The organism is Devosia geojensis, from assembly GCF_000969415.1.
Classification (GTDB): Bacteria; Pseudomonadota; Alphaproteobacteria; order Rhizobiales; family Devosiaceae; genus Devosia; species Devosia geojensis.
The window spans coordinates 1-20,362 of the sequence record NZ_JZEX01000009.1 but is presented as its reverse complement, the minus strand read 5'-3'; the positions used below and the strand labels follow the sequence as shown (position 1 = coordinate 20,362).

Sequence of the window (20,362 nt, the reverse complement as noted above, 5' to 3'; positions counted from 1 at the left end):
GGGGCGAGGTGAAGTCCCGTGCATGTGGAAAGCACAGACGCCTCCACAGCGTCCCCTCGCCCCTCCGGGGAGAGGGTCAGGGTGAGGGGTTCTTCTCGCCCTGGCCACGATGGGGCCGCGCTACCCGCCCATCTTGCGCATCAGCCGCTCCACCCGCTCGCGCTTGGAGCGCTGGGTGATCTGGGTGATGCGCTGCTTGAGGACGGCGAGGAACCCGGGCTTGGCCTCTTCGGTGAGGACCGCCGCGGTTTCCTCGGCATAGGTCGGGAACTGGTTGGGTGCGGCTTTCTTCAGCCGCTCGAGAAGGATCGGCACCGTCTCGGAATGGCCCATGGCGGCGAGCTTGACGAGGATGGCCGTGCAGCTGTCGTTGGCGATGACCGAGCCCCTGTCGGCCGCCGCGATGATCTGCGGCAGCGATTCGAGGATCGTTTCCGGCCGCTGCTCGGCGATGGCCTCGAGCGCCTGCATGGCGCCCCAGACCTGGCGGTTGGTGTGGCTGGCAAGAAGCGAGAGGAACTCCTCGGCATAGGGCGCGATGAGCTCGGGCCGCCGCTCGCCGACCTCGTAGAGGACTTTGAGCGCATCGTTCTTCTGCCGCTTGTCGCTGCTGGTGCGCAGAACGCCGATAAGCTCGTCGATGGCGGCCTTGTCGGCCTTCTGCGCGAGGTCCTCGGCAAGCGCCACGTTCGGCTGCTCGTCGCGTCGTTCGAGGGCGCCCGCGAGTCGATCGAGAACGGTCATGGCATCAAGTCCTGCTGGTGGCTGCTGCCGAGATAGGTGCCTCAGGCCTCGATCGCAACCTCCAGCGCCAGGGTCACCATGTCGGTGAGCGAGGTCTGGCGCGCATCGGCGCTGATCTCCTCGCCGGTGATAAGGCAGTCGGTCATGGTGCAGATAGCCAGCGCCTTGACGCCGAAGCGGGCGGCCAGCGTATAGAGCGCCGCCGCCTCCATCTCGACGCCGATGACGCCGTGGTCGGGCAGCAGGCCGTAGCCCTCGAGCCCCGGTTCGCGATGATAGAAGATATCGGAGGAGAGCATGTTGCCGGCATGGATCTTGAGGCCGGCCGCTTCCGCCTTCTCGGCCGCGGCGCGCAACAGGCCGAAATCGGCGATAGGGGCGAAGTTGTAGGGCCCGAACCGGTCCTTGACGATGGCGCTGTCGGTGGACGCCGCCTGGGCGAGGATCACGTCGCGCACCTTGACCCGGGCGTTGAGGCCGCCGCAGGTGCCGACGCGAATGAGCGTCTTGACGCCATAGCTGTTGATGAGCTCGTGCACGTAGATGGAGAGCGAGGGCTGGCCCATGCCCGTTGCCTGCACCGAGACGCGCTTGCCCTTGTAGGTGCCGGTGAAGCCGAGGCAGTTGCGCACCGAGTTGACCGGTTTGGCATCGGTGAGGAACGTCTCGGCGATCCATTTGGCCCGCAGCGGATCGCCCGGCAGCAGCACGGCTTCGGCGTAGTCGCCCGGCTGGGCATGGTTGTGCGGGGTCATGGGCGATCCTCTTCTCGTCCGATCGGTAAAAATTCCGCCGAACCTGCCGCAAGGGGGGCGAGGTGTCCAGAGGCGGCCTACCGGCGCAAGGTCGCCGCAATCTCGATATGCGTCGACCAGGCGAACTGGTCGACGGCGACGAGGTTGTCGAGCGCAAAGCCGGCATCGGCGAGAAGGCGCACATCGCGCGCGAAGGTGCGTGGGTCGCAGGAAACCATCACAACGTGCTTCAGTTTCGAAGCCGCGATTTCGCGCGTCTGCGCCTCGGCGCCGGCCCGGGGCGGATCGAGCACGACGCAATCGAAACCGGCAAGCTCGAAGCGGGTGACGGGATCGCGCAAGAGATCGCGCGCCTTGGCGGCGATCTGCTTCAGGCCCGAGGTGTGCCGGGCGGCCTTGTCGAGCGCGGCGATGCCGGCCCTGTCGCTGTCATGGGCCGTCACCCGCGCCTTCTCGGCCAGCCGCAACGCGAAAGGGCCGATGCCGCAGAAGAGATCGGCGACGGTTTTCGCCTTGCCGACGGCGTTCACGACATAGGCGGCGAGCGCCTCCTCGGCCGCGTCCGTCGCCTGCAGGAAGCTGCCGATGGGCAGCTCCACCTCGGCCCGCCCCATGCGGATACGTGGGTTGGCCGCCTGCGCCAGGAGCTCGCCGTTGAGCGCAAGCCGCGCAAGCCCGAAGCGCGCCATCAGCGGCATCAGCCGGTTGCCGTCGGCACGCTTCTTTTCAGTGCGGACAGCAATGTCGAGGCCGGTCAATGTCGCGGTGAACGCCACGTCCGCCTCGCCGACCGCCGCGTGGACGGCGCGGGCGATCTCGGGCGCGCGGGCGAGCGCCTGCACCAGGATCGGGCAGCGGTCGATGTCGGCGACCTCGTGGCTGCGCAAGCGCATGTAGCCGGCGCCCTCGTTGCGGGCATGGAGCGTCGCACGGCGGCGGCCCGTACCGGCGGCATCAACGAAACCGGTGACGGAGGCATCGATGCCCTGGTGCCGCAGGGGCGTTTCGATGAGCGCGATCTTGAACGCCTCATAGGCCGGCCGGGAGAGATGCTGGAGCTGGCAGCCGCCGCAGACGCCGAAATGCGGGCAGAACGGGTCGCCGCGATCGGTACTGGCCTCCAGAACCTCGATAAGCGTTCCCCGCTCGCCCTCGGTCTCCAGGCGCACCCGCTCGCCGGCGAGCGCCAGCGGCACGAAGACGCGCCTGCCGTCGATCTCGGCGATCCCCTCGCCCTTGTGGCCGAGGCTGGTGATGGTGGCGATGGTCATGGGCACGTGGCGGCAGGTGGCTGTTCGGCCACCCCATACCACGTATTGCCGCCCCCGCGTCTACCCGACGTTGGCGAGGTCGCCCCAGGGATCCTCGACCATCGGCCAGATGTCCCGCCGCGCCTTGAGGTAGGGCGTCGTCTTGGGATCGTTCGGGTAGGGCCGGCCGGCCGAGCAGTAGACGATCTCGGACGCGATCTTCGAGAACGAATCGTAGAAGTGGTTGGTCGACTTGATGAGGAGGATTTTCCTCGTTCTCGGGTCGATCCCCATGGCGCCGAATACCGAATGGTCCCAGGTCTGGGCGCGGGTGGAGTTGAGGATCACCTCGATGCCGTCGAAGGCAACGAGCGCGCAATCGCCCATCGGCACCCGCGCGTCCCCGAAGCGCTGCTCGGCATCGCGCTCGAGCCGCTCGATCCGGACGCGCTTGTCGATGGGGTCGCCGGTGAACGGGGCCGACTTGGCGCCGAAGCGCAGGGGGATCTCGGCGCCGACGCCGGCCGAAAAGCAGATCTGCACCGCGATCGGGTCCCAGATGGTGCCGACCGCCACGTCCCTCGCACCGCGCGCGATGAGCTCGCCGAGGATGACCGTCGCGTCCCCTGCGGTGCCGCCGCCGGGATTGTCCCACATGTCGGTAATGACCACCGGACCCTTTTCGGCCGCCAGTGCCCGCGCGACGGCCGCCGTCTCGTCGAACTGCGGCATCATGAAGGTGCCGCGTAGCGCATAGAGCTCGCGTCCGAGCCTTTCGGCTAGCGCCGCGCCCTTTTGCCTGTCATTGTCGGTGACGACCACCACCTTGGTGCCCATCTCCGGCACGTCACCGGCCATGAAGCCGTGGATGACGGAGATGGAGAGCACGCCGGGCTCGGTCTCCTCCATCGCATAGAGCCGGTCGACGAAGGCGCGCATCGGGTTGCGCGAGGTCGGGAAGACGTCGATCATCCGGCAGTCGAAGACGCTCATGACCGGCCTGGCCCGCCCTTCGAGCCGTTCCACGGCGATCCGCCAGAGGTCCTCGGCCCGCTCGACGAAGTCGGTGTGCGGGAACTCCTTGAAGACGGTGAAGAAGTCGGCCGCCGCCGCGCGCCTGGCGGTCATGTGGCTGTGCGGGTCGAGCTCGGCGCAGACAAGGACATCGGGCCCCACGATCTCGCGCACGCGGGAGAGGAAATCGCCCTCGGGGTCGTCATAGCCGGCTGCCACCATCGCGCCGTGAAGCCCGAGCACCACGCCGTCGACCGGCAGCGCCCCGCGCAACTGGTCGAGGATCTCGTCGCGCAGCCCCTCATAGGCTTCTCGGTTGACGAGGCCCGCCGGGTCCGCCCAGGCGGCCGTCCCCTCGATCAGCGTCCATCCTTTCTCGCGGCAGACCCGGCGCCCGACGGTGATCGGCGCCGAGCAGAGCGTCGGCGTTTCCGGATGTTCGCCCGGCGGGGCATAGAGCGAGGCCTCGAAGGCCTTGCGGTCGATGCAGATCGGAGAGAACGTATTGGTCTCGGTGGCGAGGGCAGCGGTGAAGAGACGCACGGGAACGCTTCCTTTGCGCAAGTGCCAACCGGCCGGATAAGAGGGCAAGGAGCGGCGCGGAGCTTGACGTCCGGCGAACCTAGCATGGCTCCATGACCACTTCACGTAAGAAATTTACATGAAAATCGCGATTTTGGGGCTGCGGACGCGCCCGGATACCGTATTCTGCTCCTCATCAAGAAATTCGCTTACATTTATTCCGACGGGAGACCTGCGAGATGTCGATCATTCGCTATGGCGCCGAGAAGGCCGGCGCCGGTGGCCAGACCCTGCCCTTCGCCCGCGCGGTTCAGGCCGACGGCTGGCTCTACGTCTCGGGGCAGGTGGCGATGAAAGACGGCGAGATCGTCAGGGGTTCGATCGTCGAGGAGACGCACCTGACCATCCAGAACATCATCGCCATCCTCGAAGAAGCCGGCTACGGGCTCGAGCACGTGGTGCGCTGCGGCGTCTGGCTCGACGATCCGCGCGATTTCTGGAGCTTCAACGGCGTCTACAAGAGCTATTTCGGCGAGCACCCGCCGGCGCGCGCCTGCGTCCAGAGCCACATGATGGTCGACTGCAAGGTCGAGATCGAGTGCGTCGCCTACAAGGCCCCGGACGGCAAATGAGCACGGCCCCGTTCAGTCTTGCCGGCAAGACGGCGCTGATCACCGGCGCGGGCGGCGGCATCGGGCGCGCGCTCGTCGCCGCGTTCCGTGAGGCGGGCGCGGCGGTCATCGGCGCCGACCGCGAGGCGGAAATGCTCGACGGGCTCGACCTTGCCGGCCAGGTGCACTGTGATCTCGCCGATACCGCCGCCACGCAGGCCGCCCTCAACGCGCACCTTTCAGCCCACGGCGCGCCGGATATCCTCGTTTCCAACGCCGGCTTCACCCGCGCCGAGACCATGAGCCAGGTCGATATGGCGGTGTGGGAAGCCGAACTCGCCATCAACCTCAACGGCGCCTATGCGGTCGCCGGTCCCGTCGTCGAGGCGATGGCGGCGCGGGGCGGCGGCAGCGTCGTCTTCATCTCCTCGGTCAACGGCCTCGCCCATTACGGCAACCCGGCCTATTCGGCGGCCAAGGCGGGGCTCATCGCCTACGCCAGGGCCATCGCGCTGGAGCGCGGACGCAAGGGCGTGCGCGCCAACGTGGTGTGTCCGGGTTCGGTGCGCACCCCGGCGTGGGACCACCGGCTGGAAAAGAACCCGGCGCTGCTCGACAAGGTGCTGCCGCACTATCCCCTTGGGCGCCTCGTTTCACCCGCGGAAGTCGCCAACGCCGTGATCTTCTTTGCCTCGGATGCCTCCTCCGGCATCACCGGCACGGCGCTCGCGGTTGACGCCGGATTGACCGCGGGCAACATGCGGTTCGTCAGCGAAGTGCTGACGCAAGAGAACTGAAACGTCATGAACATCGCCGACGTCGATACCCCCGCCGTGCTTATCGATCTCGACAGGGTCGAGGCGAACCTCAAGCGCACGCAGGACTATGCCGATGCGCATGGGGTGCGGCTGCGGCCCCACATCAAGACCCACAAGCTCCCGCGCTTCGCCAAGCGGCAGATCGAGCTCGGCGCGATCGGCATCACCGTGCAGAAGCTCGGCGAGGCCGAGGTGATGGCCGATGCCGGCATCGCGGACATCTTCCTGCCGTACAACATCCTTGGGGCCTCCAAGCTCGCGCGCCTGCAGGCGCTCAACGAGCGCGTCACCATCCGCGTGACGGCGGACAGCGCCGAGACTGTTGCAGGGCTTTCGGAAGCGTTCGCAGGCGCCGAAAAGCCGCTCGAGGTGCTGGTCGAGTGCGACACGGGCATGGGGCGCTGCGGCGTGCAGAGCCCGCAAGCGGCGGTGGAGCTGGCGAAGGTCATCGCGGGTTCGCCCGGCCTGTCGTTCGCCGGCCTCATGACCTATCCGGCGGCGGGAAAATACGCCGAGGCGGCGCGATGGCTGGCGGAGGGCAAACGCCTGCTGGAGGAAGCCGGGCTGCCCGCGAAGATCATCTCCAACGGCGGCACGCCCGATCTCTGGCACGCACACGAGGCGGAGGTCGCCACCGAGCATCGGCCCGGCACCTACATCTACATGGACCGCTACCAGGTGGAGAAGGGTGTCGCGACGCTCGACGATTGCGCGCTGACGGTGATCGCCACCGTCGTCTCGCGCCCGACGGAAACGCGCGCCGTCATCGACGCCGGCTCTAAGGCGCTGACCAGCGACACGCTCGGGCTGACCGGATTTGGTCACGTCCTGGGCTACCCGGGCGCAGTGATCACGTCGCTCAGCGAAGAACACGGCACCATCGATCTTTCAGCCTCGGACAAAAAACCCAAGATCGGCGAGAAGCTGCGGATCGTCCCCAACCACTGCTGCGTGGTCTCGAACCTCTTCGACGTGGTCAACCTGACGCAGGGCGAGGCGGTGGTGGAAACCGTGCCGGTCGCGGCCCGCGGGCGGGTGGATTAGGGGGGCCGGGCGCCGCCCACCGATGAACGCCGCGTGAACAAGGGCTTCCAGCTGTTGCCGCATTTGATTTCTAGGTTGGAGCGTTTCCAGCAAAAGCGGTCACCGCTTTTGGGGTTCGGAAACGCGACCAAACATAGCCTGGAGCGTCCGGTTCGATTCCATCGAACCAGGAAGTGCTCTAGGGTCCCTTGAAAGCAACGAGCCAGAAGTTCAGCCCATGATTCGCCGCGATGCGCTCCTTCTCGGGGTCTCCGCCCTCTTCGCCCTGGCCACCCCCGGCCTTGCGCAGACCATTCCGCTGACCGCCGAGGAAACCGAGCTCATCCGCAATATCGGCGCCCACAACACCGCCATCCGCACCATGGCCGGCCGGTTCCTGCAGATCGACACCAATGGCGGGCGGGTGGAAGGCACCTTCTTCCTCGAGCGCCCGGACAAGGTGCGGTTCCGCTACAATCCGCCGAGCCGCGAGGAGATCGTCTCGGTCGGACGCGGCTTCTACGTCCTCAACCGCGCCGACAGGACCTATTACGCCTACCCGCAGGACACCATTCCACTGCGCCAGTTCCTCGGCGACCAGATCGACCTCTTCCGGGCCAACATCGTCGGCGTCGCCTCGGCCGACGGCTACATGACCATCACCATCGTCGACGAGACGGTGGCCGGCACCGTCGAGGTCTCCCTCGTCTTCGACACCGAGACCCTTGACCTGGCGCAGTGGAGCCTCGTCGAGCCCAACGGCACGGAGCTGACCTTCTCGCTCTACGACGTCGAGAAGAACGTCGAGATCCCGCGCTCCTTCTTCTACATCGATGCCACCTACACCGCGATCGACCCGGCCAACCGCTAGGCCGGGAAGCGCGGCGGATCAAAGATCTGCTTTACCCGGCAGGCCCGCGTCGGTCATAACGGCTGCGCATTGCCTGGACCCAAGATGACCGTCTCCGTCGCCACCTGGAACATCAACTCCGTTCGCCTGCGCTTAGCCCTGGTGCTCGATTTCCTCGCCCGGTATCGGCCCGACGTGCTGATGCTCCAGGAGATCAAGTGCACCAACGACCAGTTCCCGCGCGCCGCCCTCGCCGCCGCCGGCTATCCCCATCAGGCCGTGCATGGCCAGAAGGGCTACCATGGCGTCGCCACCATCTCGAGGTTCCCGCTGACCGACATCTCGAGCCGCGGGTTCTGCGACATCCCCGATTCGCGCCACGTCTCGGCGCTCCTCGATTTCGGGCGCGGACCGGTGACGTTCCACAATTTCTACATTCCCTCGGGCGGCGACGCGCCGGATCCGGCGATCAACCGGAAGTTCAAGCACAAGCTCGATTTCCTCGGGGAATTGAGGACCTGGTTCACCGAGCCGGTGTTCCAGCGCGGCCACCTCATCGCCGGCGACTTCAACATCGCCCCGCACGAGAACGACGTGTGGAGCCACAAGCAGCTCCTCGACGTCGTCAGCCACACCCCGATCGAGACGGAAACGCTCAACGCTATCCTCGCCGGCGGCCATGGCTGGACCGACCTGGTGCGCAAGCACGTGCCCCACGAGACCAAGCTCTATTCCTGGTGGAGCTACCGCGCCCGCGACTGGGAGCTTTCCGACCGCGGGCGGCGCCTCGACCACATCTGGTCGACCGCGGACGTCGCCGAGCACTCGACCGCCGCCGAGATCGTGCGCCCGGCCCGCGGCTGGAGCGAGAAACCCTCCGACCACGTGCCGGTGATCGTCCGCTTCGCGGCGGTTTGAACGGGAACGATCTGGGCGACCGGGAACTCTTGTCCTGCCATCCCTCGATGTCACCCCGGCGAAGGCCGGGGCCCATCCTGAGATACAACCACAGCCGCAAGGTGTGTGATCAGACAGGCGCGCCCACCGCTCGTCTCGTGCGCTTGGAGGTGTTCAGGGCTGGATCCCGGCCTCCGCCGGGATGACAACCGGTGAGGTGGCGTCATGCCGCACGAGCACAACGGGTTCCGCCTCTTCACGGAAGAGGAATGCCTGGCACCATGCTCGGGCCTAGCGTTCGCCCCGCATCTTCTTGCTGATCGGCTGCAGCGCGCCGAGATAGGCGGTCAGATCCTTTTCGATATGGGCGGCCGCCCGAGCCGCCAGGTCCGGCGACTGCTCGACGAGCTTGCGGAAGGCCGAGCGCGGCACGAACAGCATGTCGGTCTCGATGACGGCGGTGACGGTGATGAGGCGCGGGCGCGCCAGGATCAGCGCCATGGCCGAGATGACCGCGCCCGGATTGGAGATCGTGTAGGGCTTGCCCGCGATCGCCCCCACGGGCTTGGCCTTGAGGGTGCCTTCGATCAGCACATGCGCCCCCTCGGGCACCACCTCGCCCTGGCACACCACCTCGTCCGGGGCAAAGCGCCGCCGCTCGCTGGCAAAGGCGAGCAGCCGCTTTTGCTCGGCGTCACAGATGTCGAAGAATTCGGCCTGCGAGAGAACCGCGGCCGCCTCGTCCAGTCGCATCCTGCCCCACTACACGGAAGCGCCGGGAAGTCATCCCCCAGTCGCGCTCCGCGCGTACCATATAGGGGAAAAGTTCAACAACGCTCAATGGATGAGGCAAGCCCGGTTCAGGGAACCAGGCGATATCCACCTTCTTCGGTCACGAGAAGGCGCGCATTGGACGGATCGCGCTCGATCTTCTGGCGCAGCCGGTAGATGTGCGTCTCGAGCGTATGGGTCGTCACCCGGTTGTTGTAGCCCCACACTTCCTTGAGGAGCACGTCGCGGGTGATGGTCTTGGGCCCCTGCCGGTAGAGGTATTTGAGGATCGAGGTTTCCTTGTCGGTGAGCCTGACCTTGCCGCCGTCGCTCGATTCCAGGAGCTTTGCCGCCGGCTGGAAGCTGTAGGGCCCGATGGTGAAGACCACGTCCTCGCTCTGGTCGTGCTGGCGCAGCGCCGCATCGATGCGCGCTTTCAGCACCGGATAGCGGAAGGGCTTGGTGAGATAATCGTTGGCCCCCGACTGCAGGCCCTGGATCTGGTCGGCGTCGCTGTCGTGCCCGGTCAGCATGAGGATCGGGCTCCTGAAGCCTTCGTTGCGCAGGAGCTTGACCGCCTCGCGTCCGTCCATGTCCGGCAGGCCGACGTCGAGGATCATCAGGTCGTAGTTCTTCTCGCGCACGGCCTTCAGGGCATCGTTGGCGGTCTCCGCCTCGGCGAGATCGAATTCATGCTCCTGCGAGAGCTGATCGATCAGCGTCTCGCGCAGCTGCGCATCGTCGTCGACGAGAAGAATGCGACGCTTGTTCATTGTTTTCTCCGCATGATTCTCTTTACTGTCCTTTGCCGCACAGCATTGCGACTTGCATGGGACGGCCAAATCACTTCGCCGTTATCACGTTCGAGCAACGGGCGAGCGAGCGCACAAGTTGCACCCGCCGTTTACAATATAGGCGCTTTGCCCGGGCCTGCATGGGGCAAACCACAATTATCGGCTCCATTGGTCCTGCGCCGGCAGGAGCGCTGCGATCTCGTCGCCGACGATCCCGTGGCGCGCGGCCGCTTGCGCGATGATGGCATCGAGATAGGGCTTGCCGGCAACGAGCGGCGCACCCGGCTCGCGGTTGCGCAAGCGCGCCGCGAATCCGGCGCGCCCGCCAAGCGTTTCGACGGCGACCGCCAGGGCGTCGGCGAGCTTGAGCATATCGGCGAGCGGACCTGCCGCCACGCGCCCGGTGCGGTGGTCGTGCGCGGCAATGGCTTCGAGCGCTTCGGCCGGCAACCGGCCGGCCAGCCACTCCGCCGTCAGCACCCCGTGCCGGCTCCAGTCGCCCTCGATGGCGAAATAATCGAGGTCGTGGCACCACCCGGTGACGCGCCAAAGCGCCTCCGGCTGCCGCAGGCGCTTGGCGATCGCCGCCAGCACCTCGCCCACATAGACGGCGTGCGGAGCGACCCGCGTGCCGCCGAGGTGCTGCTCGACGAGACGTCCGGCTTCCGCTTCGCTCAGCACCGCGTGCCCTCAGCCGGCCGGCGGTCGCCGGCCGAACAGCGCCGAGCCCACCCGCACATGCGTCGCGCCCATCGCGATCGCCGTCTCGAAATCGCCGCTCATGCCCATGGAGAGATTTTCGACGCCTGCCTGGCGCCCCAGCGCAGCCAGATGGGCGAAATAGGGGCCCGGCGGTTCTCCGTCCGGCGGAATGCACATGAGGCCGACGATATCGAGCCCGTGCACCTGCCGGCAGCGGGTGACGAAGCTTGCCGCCTCGGCCGGGTCGACCCCGGCCTTCTGCGGCTCGCCGCCGATATTGACCTGGACGAAGCACGGCAGGTTCCGCCCCGCCCGCTCCATCTCTGCCTTGAGGACGCCGGCGAGCTTGTCGCGGTCGACGGTCTCGATGACGTCGAAGAGCGCCACGGCCTCGCGCGCCTTGTTGGTCTGCAAGGGGCCGATGAGATGCAGTTCTATGCCGTCATAGGATGCCCGCAGCGCCGGCCATTTGGCCTTTGCCTCCTGCACGCGGTTCTCCCCGAACACCCGGTGCCCGGCGGCAAGGAACGGCGCGATGGCCTCGGCCGGGAAGGTCTTGGAGACGGCGACCAGCGTCACCGAGACCGGCGGCGGACCGAAGCGCTTTTGCGCCCGCGCGATCATCTGCCGGATCGTCTCGAGGCGTTCGGTTGCCTTTGCGGCGTTCGGCTCCACGCTTTCGCCCCGTTGCTGTTGACCAACTCAGTGTTTTCTGGTGATGGTCGCTAGCCAAAATCCCCAGAAAACGCAAGGAACAGAGGCGGATTACCGCCCATGCCCCTCAAGGACGCCGAAACGAGCATGAGCCTCGAACGCTATAACCCGCGCGAAATGGAACCCCACTGGCAGAAGGTGTGGGACGATCAGCAATCCTTCGTCGTCAAGGACGGCGACACGCGCGAGCGCTACTACGTGCTCGAGATGTTCCCCTACCCCTCGGGCCGCATCCACATGGGGCACGTGCGCAACTATGCGCTGGGCGACGTGGTCGCGCGCTACCAGCGCGCCAGGGGCAAGAACGTGCTGCACCCGATGGGCTGGGACGCCTTCGGCCTGCCGGCGGAGAACGCCGCCATCGAGCGCGGGATGAACCCCGGCATCTGGACCCGCCAGAACATCGAGGCGATGCGCGCGCAATTGAAATCCATGGGCCTCTCGCTCGACTGGACCCGCGAGGTCGCGACCTGCGAGCCCGACTACTACAGGCACCAGCAGGCGATGTTCCTCGACATGCTCGAGGCCGGCCTCGTCACGCGCAAGCAAAGCAAGGTCAACTGGGACCCGGTCGACATGACCGTGCTCGCCAACGAGCAGGTGATCGACGGCAAGGGCTGGCGCTCCGGCGCGCCCGTCGAGCAGCGCGAGCTGACGCAGTGGTTCTTCCGCATCTCGGACTTCGCCGAGGAGCTGCTGAGCGCCATCGATGGGTTGACCGAGTGGCCCGAGAAGGTGCGCACCATGCAGCGCAACTGGATCGGCAAGTCCGAGGGCCTGAAGCTCCTCTTTGCGCTCGAAGCGACCGAAAAGACCGCCACCACCAGCATCGAGGTCTTCACGACCCGCCCCGACACCATCTTCGGCGCATCCTTCATCGCGCTCTCGCCCGACCATCCGCTGACCGGCGAGCTCGCCGCCGGCGATCCGGCGCTTGCCGAGTTCGTCGCCGAGTGCCACCGCCACGGCACCGCGACCGAAACGCTGGAAAAGGCCGAAAAGCAGGGCTATTTCACCGGCCTTTCCGTCGCGCACCCGGTCAAGCCCGGGCAGACGCTGCCCGTCTACGTCGCCAATTTCGTGCTGATGGACTATGGCACCGGCGCCATTTTCGGCAGCGCCGGCCACGACCAGCGCGACCTGGAGTTCGCGCGCAAATACGGCCTGCCCGTCATTCCCGTGGTGCTGCCGCCGGGCGCGGACCCGCAGACCTTCACCATCGGCGAGGAGGCCTATACCGATACCGGCACCATCTTCAATTCCGCCTTCCTCGACGGGCTTTCGATCGAGGAAGCCAAGAAGACCATCGCCGACCATTTCGCCTCGCTGCGGGTCGACGGCCGCCCGCAGGGCACCGTCGAGGTCAATTATCGCCTGCGCGACTGGGGCGTCTCGCGCCAGCGCTACTGGGGCTGCCCGATCCCGGTGATCCATTGCGAGGCCTGCGGCACGGTGCCGGTGCCCAAGAAGGACCTGCCGGTGGTGCTGCCCGACGACGTCGCCTTCGACAAGCCCGGCAATCCGCTCGACCATCATCCGACCTGGAAGCATGTCGATTGTCCGCAGTGCGGCCGCCCGGCGCGGCGCGAGACGGACACCATGGACACCTTCGTCGATTCTTCCTGGTATTTCGTCCGCTTCACGGCCCCGCACGCCGATACGCCGACCGTGCCCGAGGAAACCAACGCCTGGATGCCGGTCGACCAGTATATCGGCGGCGTCGAGCACGCGATCCTGCACCTGCTCTACTCGCGGTTCTTCACCCGCGCCATGAAGATCACCGGACATCTCGGGCTCGACGAGCCGTTCAAGGGCATGTTCACGCAAGGCATGGTGACCCACGAGACCTACAAGGCCGGCGACGGGCGCTGGCTCTCGCCCGAGGAAGTGCGCGTCGAGCTGGTCGAAGGCGAGCGGCAGGCGATCGAGGTCGCCACCGGCAGGCCCGCCCAGATCGGCTCGATCGAGAAGATCTCCAAGTCCAAGCGCAACGGCATCGATCCGGACGAGATCCTCAAGACCTACGGGGCCGACACCGCCCGCTGGTTCATGCTCTCGGACTCCCCGCCCGAGCGCGACGTGCAGTGGACCGAGGCCGGCGTCGAGGGCGCCAGCCGCTTCCAGCAGCGTATCTGGCGGCTGGTCGGCGAATCGGTCGCTATCGCTGAACAGTTCTCCGAAATTGAAGCCGGTGTTGACGACGAGGATGCGCTGGCCCTGCGCAAGATCGTCCATCGCGCCGTCAAGCAGGTCGGCGACGACATCGAGGGGCTGCGCTTCAACCGGGCCGTCGCCCAGATCTACGAACTCGCCAATGCGCTGGCTCGCTATGTCGGCCTCGTCTCGCCAGCGCCCGCGGCGCGCTGCGCGGCGCTTGCCGAAGGTGTCGAGCGGCTGGTGCAGCTCATCGCCCCGATGATGCCGCACCTGGCCGAAACCTGCTGGCAGACCCTGGGCAAGCAGGGTCTCGTCTGCGACGCGGCATGGCCCGCGGTCGACCCGGCCTATCTCGTCGACGACACCGTCACCCTGCCCGTGCAGGTCAACGGCAAGCGCCGCGCCGAGATCACCGTCGCCAAGGGATCGGCGCAGACCGCCGTCGAGGAACTGGTCTTGTCACTGGAGCCGATTGCCCGCATGCTGGAGGGCAAGGCGCCCAAGAAAATCGTCGTCGTGCCGGACAGGATCGTCAATGTCGTGGTCTAAGCAGCTGCTGCGCAACGGTTTTCTCGCGATTGCCATCGTGCTGGGCGGAACGCTTTCCGCCTGCACCATGGCGCCGGTCTACTCCGACCCGCAGGCCGTGTCGCAAAGGCTCGCCTTCACCTATGCCGAGCCCAACTCGCGGCTGGAGCAGATCGTCTACCAGGAGTTGCGCCTGCGCTTCGGGGTATCAGAGGCCCCCGACGCGCGCCAGGTTCGTGTCTCGGTTTCGGCCTCCGGGCCCCGGCAGGGCCTTTCGGCTACGCCCAACCCCAACACCCTGCGCCGGATGACGGCGACCGCCCGGCTGACCATCCTGCCGCCCGCCGGCAGCACGCAGCCGCCGGTGACCATCACCCGCACGGCCACGGCCGATTTCACCACCAATGCCCAGGCGTTCGCCGCCCGCGAATCGGTGATCGAGGCCCAGGAACGCGCAACCCGCGCCGCCGCCGAATCGCTGCGCCTGGCGCTGCTCGCCGGCGCCGTGCGCTGATCCGGCGATGACGGCCCTCAAGGCCCACGAGGTCGCGCGCTACCTGCAGCGGCCGGACCTCGAGGAAGGCATCTTCCTCGTCTACGGCCCCGATGCCGGCCTCGTGCGCGAGACCGCGCAGCGCCTCATCCGCCATTATCAGGGCGACGATCCGGAATCGGCGAGCCTCGTGACCCTCGAGGCCTCCGAAGTCGATGCCGACCCGTCGATCCTCGCCGTCGAGGCCAAGACGATTTCGCTGTTCGGCGGCCGGCGCATCGTGCGGGTGCGCGGGGCGGCCAAGAGCCTCGTCATGACGCTCTCGGAGCTGCGCGACGACCCGGCCGGCGCCATCATCGTGCTGGAAGCGGGCAACCTAGCGCCGCGCGACGCCTTGCGCGCCCTGGTGGAAGCGGCAAAACTCGGCCGCGCCCTGCCCTGCTACGCCGATACCGACGAGACGCTGTCGGCCCTCATCCGCGAGACCTTCGCCAAGGAGGCCATAAGGGCCGACGCCGACGTGGTCGCCACCTTGCGCGAAACGCTCGGCAACGACCGCGAGGTCACCCGCCGCGAGCTCGAGAAGCTGACGCTCTATGCGGCCGAGAGCAAGGCGCTGACCCGCGAGGACGTGCTGATCCTCTGCGCCGACAATGCCGCGCTGGTCATCGATACGATCCTCGATGCGACGGGAACCGGTCACGCGGAAAGGCTCGAGACCGCACTCAACCGCGCGCTCGGCTCGGCGGTCGACCCGCAGCGGCTTCTCGCCATGGCGATGATGCATTTTTCGACCCTGCGCCGCTGGCGCGGCGACGTGGATACCGGCAAATCGGCCCGCGACGTGCTGAACTCCGCCCGTCCCAAGCCGCATTTCTCCCGGGTTGCGACGCTCGAGCAGCAGGTGCGCTTGTGGAGCGATTCGGCCCTCGCCACCGCCGGCGAGCGCATTCACCTGGCGACCGAGGAAAGCCGCCGCCGGCCGGCGCTTGCCGAAGCCGTTCTGCGCCGCACGCTGCTCGCGCTCTGTATGATGGCGGCCGCGCACTAAAAGGGGCCGTTTCACGTGAAACGGTCGACCTCAGTAGGGATTAAGGTTCTGAACTTGAAGGAGAAAACTTCCCTCCATTAGCTCCCTAGCGCCGCTGGACGTTTAAAACGCCCCTCAGGAGTTTAAGGAAATGCGGCAAACTTTGAGTTCAATCGCCGCTAGAGCGTTCACGATTGGACGGAAACATGAGCCGGTCGGCTCCCCTCCCCCTTGAGGGGAGGGGTCGGGGGCGGGGGTCCATCGGTGGCTCACACAACCACCCCCACCCTCATTCCCTTCCCTCAAGGGGGAGGGAGGCGAAAGAGCCGCTAAATTCTAGTTAGCTATGAAGAGCTCTAGTTCGCCGCCCGCGTCAGCCGCGAGCAGATGCCGTCCAGCTGCTCCAGCGTCTTGTAGCGGATCTCGAGCTTGCCGCCATTGCCGCTGTGGCTGAGCGACACGGATAACCCCAACGCGTTGGAGAGTTGGCGCTCGAGCGCGACGGTATCGGCGTCCTTGGCCGCCGGCTCGCGGTGCCTCGGGGCGACCTCCCGTTTCTGGCTCAAGGCTTCCGCCTCGCGCACGGAAAGACCGCGCGAGACGATCTCCTCGGCAAGGGCGGCGGGATCGGCGGCGGTGATCAGCGTGCGCGCATGGCCGGCGGTAAGCTCCCCGCCCGAAACCATGCCCTTGACCGAATCCGGCAGCTTCAACAGCCGCAGCGTGTTGGCGACGTGCGAGCGCGACTTGCCGATGACCTGCGCCAGGTCCTGCTGGGTATAGTCGAACTGCTCGATGAGCTGCTCGTAGCCGAGCGCCTCTTCGAGCGGGTTGAGGTCGGCGCGCTGCACGTTCTCGATGATGGCGAGCTCGAGCGCTTCCTTGTCGTCGACCTCACGCACGATGACCGGTACTTCATGCAGGCCCGCGCGCTGCGCGGCGCGCCAGCGGCGCTCGCCGGCGATGATCTCGAAGATGTTGGGATCGCTCGACGGGCGCACCAGCAGCGGCTGCATGATGCCCTTCTCGCGGATCGAGTTGGTCAGCTCCTCGAGCTGCTCGTCGTCGAACGTGCGGCGCGGATTGGCGCGGTTGGCAGTGATGAACTCGACGGGCAGGCGCCGAACGCCGCCGCTTTCGGCCACGCGCCCGGAGGATTCGAGCGTCGCCATGTCTCCGATGAGGGCTGCGAGGCCCCGGCCGAGGCGGGAAGGTTTGTCAGTCATCATTCAAAAATCCTCAGGCCGCATTGAGGTGCCGTTCGCGCCGGATCACCTCGGTGGCGAGCCGAAGGTAAGCCTGGCTGCCGGCGCATTTGAGATCGTAGAGCAGCGCCGGCTTGCCATAGCTCGGCGCTTCCGAAAGCCGCACATTGCGCGGAATGACCGTGTCGTAGACGAGCGAACCCATTTCCTGGCGCACGTCCTGCAGCACCTGCTCGGAGAGGTTGTTGCGCTTGTCGAACATGGTCATCACCACGCCCTGGATGGAAAGGCGCGGATTGAGCGTCGTGCGGATCTGCTCGATGGTCTGCAACAGCTGGCTGAGGCCCTCGAGCGCGAAGAACTCGCATTGCAGCGGCACCAGCACCGCGTCGGCGGCGACCAGGGCGTTCACGGTCAGGAGGTTGAGCGAGGGCGGACAATCGATGAGGATGTAGCTCACCGGTGCGCCGTTGATCGTCAACTCATTGAGGCGCTTGAAGGAATCGCGCAGCCGAAAGGCCCGGTCCGCCTGCGCGGCGATGGTCAGCTCGACACCCAGGAGGTCCATGGTTGAGGGCACGATGGCAACGTTGGGCACGCTGGTCATCACCGAGGCTTCGGCGACCCGCGCCTCGCCGACGAGCAGGTCATAGGCGGAAATCTCGCGTTCCTGCCGGGAGATGCCGAGGCCGGTCGAGGCGTTGCCCTGCGGATCGAGGTCGACGATCAGCACCCGTTCGCCGATGGCGGCCAGGGCCGTTGCGAGATTGATGGCGGTGGTGGTCTTGCCCACCCCGCCCTTCTGGTTGGCGAGAGTCAGGATGCGGGGAGCCAAGACGGCCTCCGGTATTGCCTTCACGAACGGACTTGCTTCGAGCGCAAATTCTTGAGCTCGACGAGGACGCCGCTGTCGTCGGTGTCACTTTTCACCAGTACCACGTCATGCTGCCACAAGGCACCCGATTCCACCAGTTCTTCAACATGTTCCCGCCCCTTATGGAAGATGGCGCGGGTTTCGGGCCCGAAGAACGGCGCGGCGAGGGCGCAAAGCTGCGGCAGGCTGGCGAGCGCGCGCGAGGTTATGACGTCGACCCGCCCTGTTTCACGTGAATCAATGTCTTCGGTGCGCCGGGCCTCGACCCGCACGTCGAGACCGAGGTTCCGCGCGACCGTGCGCAGGAAACTGGCCTTGCGGCTGGTCGGTTCGACGAGGATGAAGCGGCGGTCCCTGCCCTTGCTGGCAATGGCGAGCGGCAGCGCCGGAAAACCGCCACCGCTGCCGAGATCGAGAATCGTCCGGTCGCTCTCCGTGAGCAGCTTCAACACCTGCAGGCTGTCGGCGAAGTGCCGCCTCCACATGTCCGCCAGTGTTTCACGTGAAACGAGATTCTGTATCCTCTGCCATTTCTCCAGCAGCAGAGCATAGGATTCCAGGTCGGCAATCACCGCTTCCGGATCGCGGGAGAAATGCGGAGCGTAGCGCAGAACGGCGGCGCGGCCGCGGGCGTCGACCATCAGCTGGCTTTGCGCAGGCCGCCGCGGCGGATGACCGACAGCAGCAGGGTGACGGCCGCGGGCGTCACGCCGTCAATGGCCTGCGCCTGGGCGATGGTCGCCGGCCGCTGCTGCGAGAGCTTCTGGCGCATCTCCATGGAGAGCCCGGCGATCTCCTCGTAGCTGAGCCAGTCCGGAATTTCGCGCATCTCATCGCGCTTCACCGCTTCCACGTCCGCCTTCTGCCGATCGAGGTAGACGGCGTATTGCGCGTCGACCGTCAGCTGCTCCAGCACCGCCGGTTCCAGCGCGGCGATCTCCGGCCAGAGGCGGGCGACCTGCTCGGATGTGACCTCGGGATAGGACAGCAGCTCGAAAGCCGAGCGCAGCTTCCCGTCGGCATTGACCGGAATGCCGCCCTTGCGCGCCGCGCTCGGACTGACAGTCATCCCGGTGAGGAGCGCGCGCCCCGCGTCGAGCTTGGTTGATTTTTCGTTAAAGGCCGCCCGCCGCTCCTCGCCGATAAGGCCGGCGTCGATGCCGAGCCGGGTCAGTCGCTGGTCGGCATTGTCAGCTCTGAGGTGCAGGCGGAACTCGGCGCGCGAGGTGAACATGCGGTAGGGCTCGGAGACGCCGCGCGTCGTCAGGTCGTCGACCATGACGCCGAGATAGCTTTGCGTGCGCGAAAGGACCAGCGGCGGCGAGCCCTTGGCGGCGAGCCCGGCATTGGCGCCGGCGAGCAGGCCCTGCGCGCCGGCTTCCTCATAGCCGGTGGTGCCGTTGATCTGGCCGGCGAGGTAAAGACCCGGCAACCGCTTCATCTCGAGCGTAGCACGGAGCTCGCGCGGATCGACATAGTCGTATTCGATGGCGTAGCCGGGACGCAGGATGCGCACGTTCTCAAGGCCCGGCATGGACTTGAGGAACGCCTCCTGCACCTCGGCCGGCAGCGAGGTCGAGAGCCCGTTGGGATAGATGGTCGGATCGTCGAGCCCTTCCGGCTCGAGGAAGATCTGGTGGCTGTCGCGGTCGGCGAAGCGCACGATCTTGTCCTCGATCGAGGGACAATAGCGCGGCCCCCGGCTCTGGATGCGGCCGGAATACATCGCCGAGCGATGGAGGTTCTCCGAGATGATCCGGTGCGTCTCGGCCGTGGTGCGGCTGACGAAGCAGGAAACCTGGGGCGTCGTGATCTGCCGCGTCAGCATCGAGAACGGCTCGGGTGGATCATCGCCCCGCTGTTCTTCCAGGCCCGAGAAATCGATGCTGGTGGCATCGAGCCGGGCGGGCGTGCCGGTCTTGAGGCGCCCGAGCTGCAGGCCAAGGGCCTCCAGCCGCTCGGAGAGACCAAGCACCGGCTTTTCGCCGACGCGGCCGGCCGGGACGGTCTCCTCGCCGCGATGAATGAGGCCGCGCAGGAACGTGCCGGTGGTGAGCACGACAGCGCGGGCAGAGAACCGGCGCCCATCGAGCAGCACTACGCCGGCGATGCGGCCGTCTTCGACGACGAGGTCGTCGACCTCGCCCTCGACGACATCGAGGTCCGGCTGCGCCGTGATCGCCGCCTGCATCGCCTGCCGGTAGAGCTTGCGGTCGGCCTGGGCGCGCGGCCCGCGCACCGCCGGGCCCTTGCGGCGGTTGAGCACGCGGAACTGGATGCCGGCCTCATCGGCGACGCGGCCCATGAGGCCATCAAGCGCATCGATCTCGCGCACCAGATGGCCCTTGCCGAGGCCGCCAATGGCCGGATTGCAGCTCATCTCGCCGATGGTGGCTTGGCTGTGGGTGACGAGCGCCGTCGGCACGCCGAGGCGCGCGGACGCCGCCGCCGCTTCGCAGCCGGCATGTCCGCCCCCGACGACGATGACCGCATAGTCGCTCATGCGATGTTTCCCTTTCGGAGTCAGCGGCTCTATCGCCTCCCTCCCCCTTGAGGGGAGGGAACGAGGGTGGGGGTGGGTCCGTGAGCCACCGAAACTTCCCCCGACCC

At 66.8% G+C, this 20,362-nt stretch carries 20 protein-coding genes; 8 read left to right on the top strand and 12 right to left on the bottom strand.

The genetic code is table 11. From position 1 onward, the window contains the following. Positions 1–120 precede the first annotated feature (120 nt). From VE25_RS00195 to VE25_RS00180, 4 genes are all read right to left on the bottom strand, one after another. On the bottom strand, positions 121–744 hold the full coding sequence (locus tag VE25_RS00195; protein WP_046106554.1) for a hypothetical protein: 624 nt from the start codon (positions 742–744) through the stop codon (positions 121–123). Positions 745–785: 41 nt separating this feature from the next. Beyond that, positions 786–1,499, bottom strand: coding sequence for a purine-nucleoside phosphorylase (gene deoD, locus VE25_RS00190; protein WP_046106553.1), 714 nt, complete (start codon positions 1,497–1,499; stop codon positions 786–788). Between the two features lie 77 nt (positions 1,500–1,576). Continuing rightward, positions 1,577–2,770 (bottom strand): class I SAM-dependent RNA methyltransferase, encoded by a 1,194-nt coding sequence (locus tag VE25_RS00185; RefSeq protein WP_046106552.1) that lies wholly within the window; start codon positions 2,768–2,770, stop codon positions 1,577–1,579. Between the two features lie 60 nt (positions 2,771–2,830). Next, positions 2,831–4,306: a M81 family metallopeptidase gene (locus VE25_RS00180; protein ID WP_046106551.1), complete on the bottom strand. Its 1,476-nt coding sequence runs from the start codon at positions 4,304–4,306 to the stop codon at positions 2,831–2,833. A 218-nt stretch (positions 4,307–4,524) separates the two neighbouring features. On the opposite strand from VE25_RS00180, the gene VE25_RS00175 reads away from it, so the two are divergent. The 5 genes from VE25_RS00175 to VE25_RS00155 all read left to right on the top strand — a co-directional run bounded on the left by VE25_RS00175 (position 4,525) and on the right by VE25_RS00155 (position 8,505). Next, positions 4,525–4,917 (top strand): RidA family protein, encoded by a 393-nt coding sequence (locus tag VE25_RS00175; RefSeq protein WP_046106550.1) that lies wholly within the window; start codon positions 4,525–4,527, stop codon positions 4,915–4,917. Continuing rightward, on the top strand, positions 4,914–5,693 hold the full coding sequence (locus tag VE25_RS00170) for an SDR family oxidoreductase (protein ID WP_046106549.1): 780 nt from the start codon (positions 4,914–4,916) through the stop codon (positions 5,691–5,693). The genes VE25_RS00175 and VE25_RS00170 overlap by 4 nt, the downstream gene beginning before the upstream one ends. A gap of 6 nt (positions 5,694–5,699) precedes the next feature. Next, the gene (locus VE25_RS00165) at positions 5,700–6,758 is read left to right on the top strand and encodes a D-TA family PLP-dependent enzyme (RefSeq protein ID WP_046106548.1); all 1,059 of its coding nucleotides are present in this window, start codon (positions 5,700–5,702) and stop codon (positions 6,756–6,758) included. A 217-nt stretch (positions 6,759–6,975) separates the two neighbouring features. Then, on the top strand, positions 6,976–7,608 hold the full coding sequence (locus tag VE25_RS00160) for a LolA family protein (RefSeq protein ID WP_046106547.1): 633 nt from the start codon (positions 6,976–6,978) through the stop codon (positions 7,606–7,608). An 84-nt stretch (positions 7,609–7,692) separates the two neighbouring features. Next, positions 7,693–8,505 (top strand): exodeoxyribonuclease III, encoded by an 813-nt coding sequence (locus VE25_RS00155; RefSeq protein WP_046106546.1) that lies wholly within the window; start codon positions 7,693–7,695, stop codon positions 8,503–8,505. 270 nt (positions 8,506–8,775) lie between these two features. Here VE25_RS00155 and VE25_RS00150 read toward each other — a convergent pair whose 3' ends face one another. The 4 genes from VE25_RS00150 to VE25_RS00135 all read right to left on the bottom strand — a co-directional run bounded on the left by VE25_RS00150 (position 8,776) and on the right by VE25_RS00135 (position 11,426). After that, positions 8,776–9,237, bottom strand: coding sequence for a cyclic nucleotide-binding domain-containing protein (locus VE25_RS00150; protein WP_046106545.1), 462 nt, complete (start codon positions 9,235–9,237; stop codon positions 8,776–8,778). A gap of 107 nt (positions 9,238–9,344) precedes the next feature. After that, on the bottom strand, positions 9,345–10,028 hold the full coding sequence (locus tag VE25_RS00145; RefSeq protein ID WP_046106544.1) for a response regulator transcription factor: 684 nt from the start codon (positions 10,026–10,028) through the stop codon (positions 9,345–9,347). 177 nt (positions 10,029–10,205) lie between these two features. Beyond that, positions 10,206–10,730: a hypothetical protein gene (locus VE25_RS21585; protein WP_052731625.1), complete on the bottom strand. Its 525-nt coding sequence runs from the start codon at positions 10,728–10,730 to the stop codon at positions 10,206–10,208. Between the two features lie 9 nt (positions 10,731–10,739). Then, positions 10,740–11,426 (bottom strand): YggS family pyridoxal phosphate-dependent enzyme, encoded by a 687-nt coding sequence (locus tag VE25_RS00135; protein WP_083988634.1) that lies wholly within the window; start codon positions 11,424–11,426, stop codon positions 10,740–10,742. 126 nt (positions 11,427–11,552) lie between these two features. Here VE25_RS00135 and leuS point away from each other — a divergent pair, with 126 nt between their 5' ends. Genes leuS through holA form a run of 3 tightly spaced genes read left to right on the top strand, consistent with a single transcriptional unit; the run spans position 11,553 to position 15,694 of the window. Beyond that, positions 11,553–14,171 carry a leucine--tRNA ligase gene (leuS, locus tag VE25_RS00130; RefSeq protein ID WP_046106564.1) on the top strand — a complete coding sequence of 873 codons (2,619 nt, stop codon included), beginning with the start codon at positions 11,553–11,555 and terminating at the stop codon, positions 14,169–14,171. Next, positions 14,158–14,664 (top strand): hypothetical protein, encoded by a 507-nt coding sequence (locus tag VE25_RS00125; protein WP_046106543.1) that lies wholly within the window; start codon positions 14,158–14,160, stop codon positions 14,662–14,664. Before leuS ends, VE25_RS00125 begins: the two co-directional genes overlap by 14 nt. Before the next feature lie 7 nt (positions 14,665–14,671). Beyond that, entirely contained in the window at positions 14,672–15,694 is a 1,023-nt protein-coding gene (gene holA, locus VE25_RS00120; protein ID WP_046106542.1) for a DNA polymerase III subunit delta, read from the top strand. Positions 15,695–16,029: 335 nt separating this feature from the next. Here holA and VE25_RS00115 read toward each other — a convergent pair whose 3' ends face one another. Genes VE25_RS00115 through mnmG form a run of 4 tightly spaced genes read right to left on the bottom strand, consistent with a single transcriptional unit; the run spans position 16,030 to position 20,255 of the window. Beyond that, a complete protein-coding gene (locus VE25_RS00115; RefSeq protein WP_046106563.1) occupies positions 16,030–16,899 on the bottom strand; it encodes a ParB/RepB/Spo0J family partition protein in 870 nt (289 codons plus the stop codon). A 13-nt stretch (positions 16,900–16,912) separates the two neighbouring features. Then, on the bottom strand, positions 16,913–17,713 hold the full coding sequence (locus VE25_RS00110; protein WP_083988632.1) for a ParA family protein: 801 nt from the start codon (positions 17,711–17,713) through the stop codon (positions 16,913–16,915). Between the two features lie 20 nt (positions 17,714–17,733). Continuing rightward, a complete protein-coding gene (gene rsmG, locus VE25_RS00105; RefSeq protein WP_052731624.1) occupies positions 17,734–18,393 on the bottom strand; it encodes a 16S rRNA (guanine(527)-N(7))-methyltransferase RsmG in 660 nt (219 codons plus the stop codon). After that, a complete protein-coding gene (gene mnmG / locus VE25_RS00100; RefSeq protein ID WP_046106540.1) occupies positions 18,393–20,255 on the bottom strand; it encodes a tRNA uridine-5-carboxymethylaminomethyl(34) synthesis enzyme MnmG in 1,863 nt (620 codons plus the stop codon). Before mnmG ends, rsmG begins: the two co-directional genes overlap by 1 nt. Positions 20,256–20,362 lie beyond the last annotated feature (107 nt).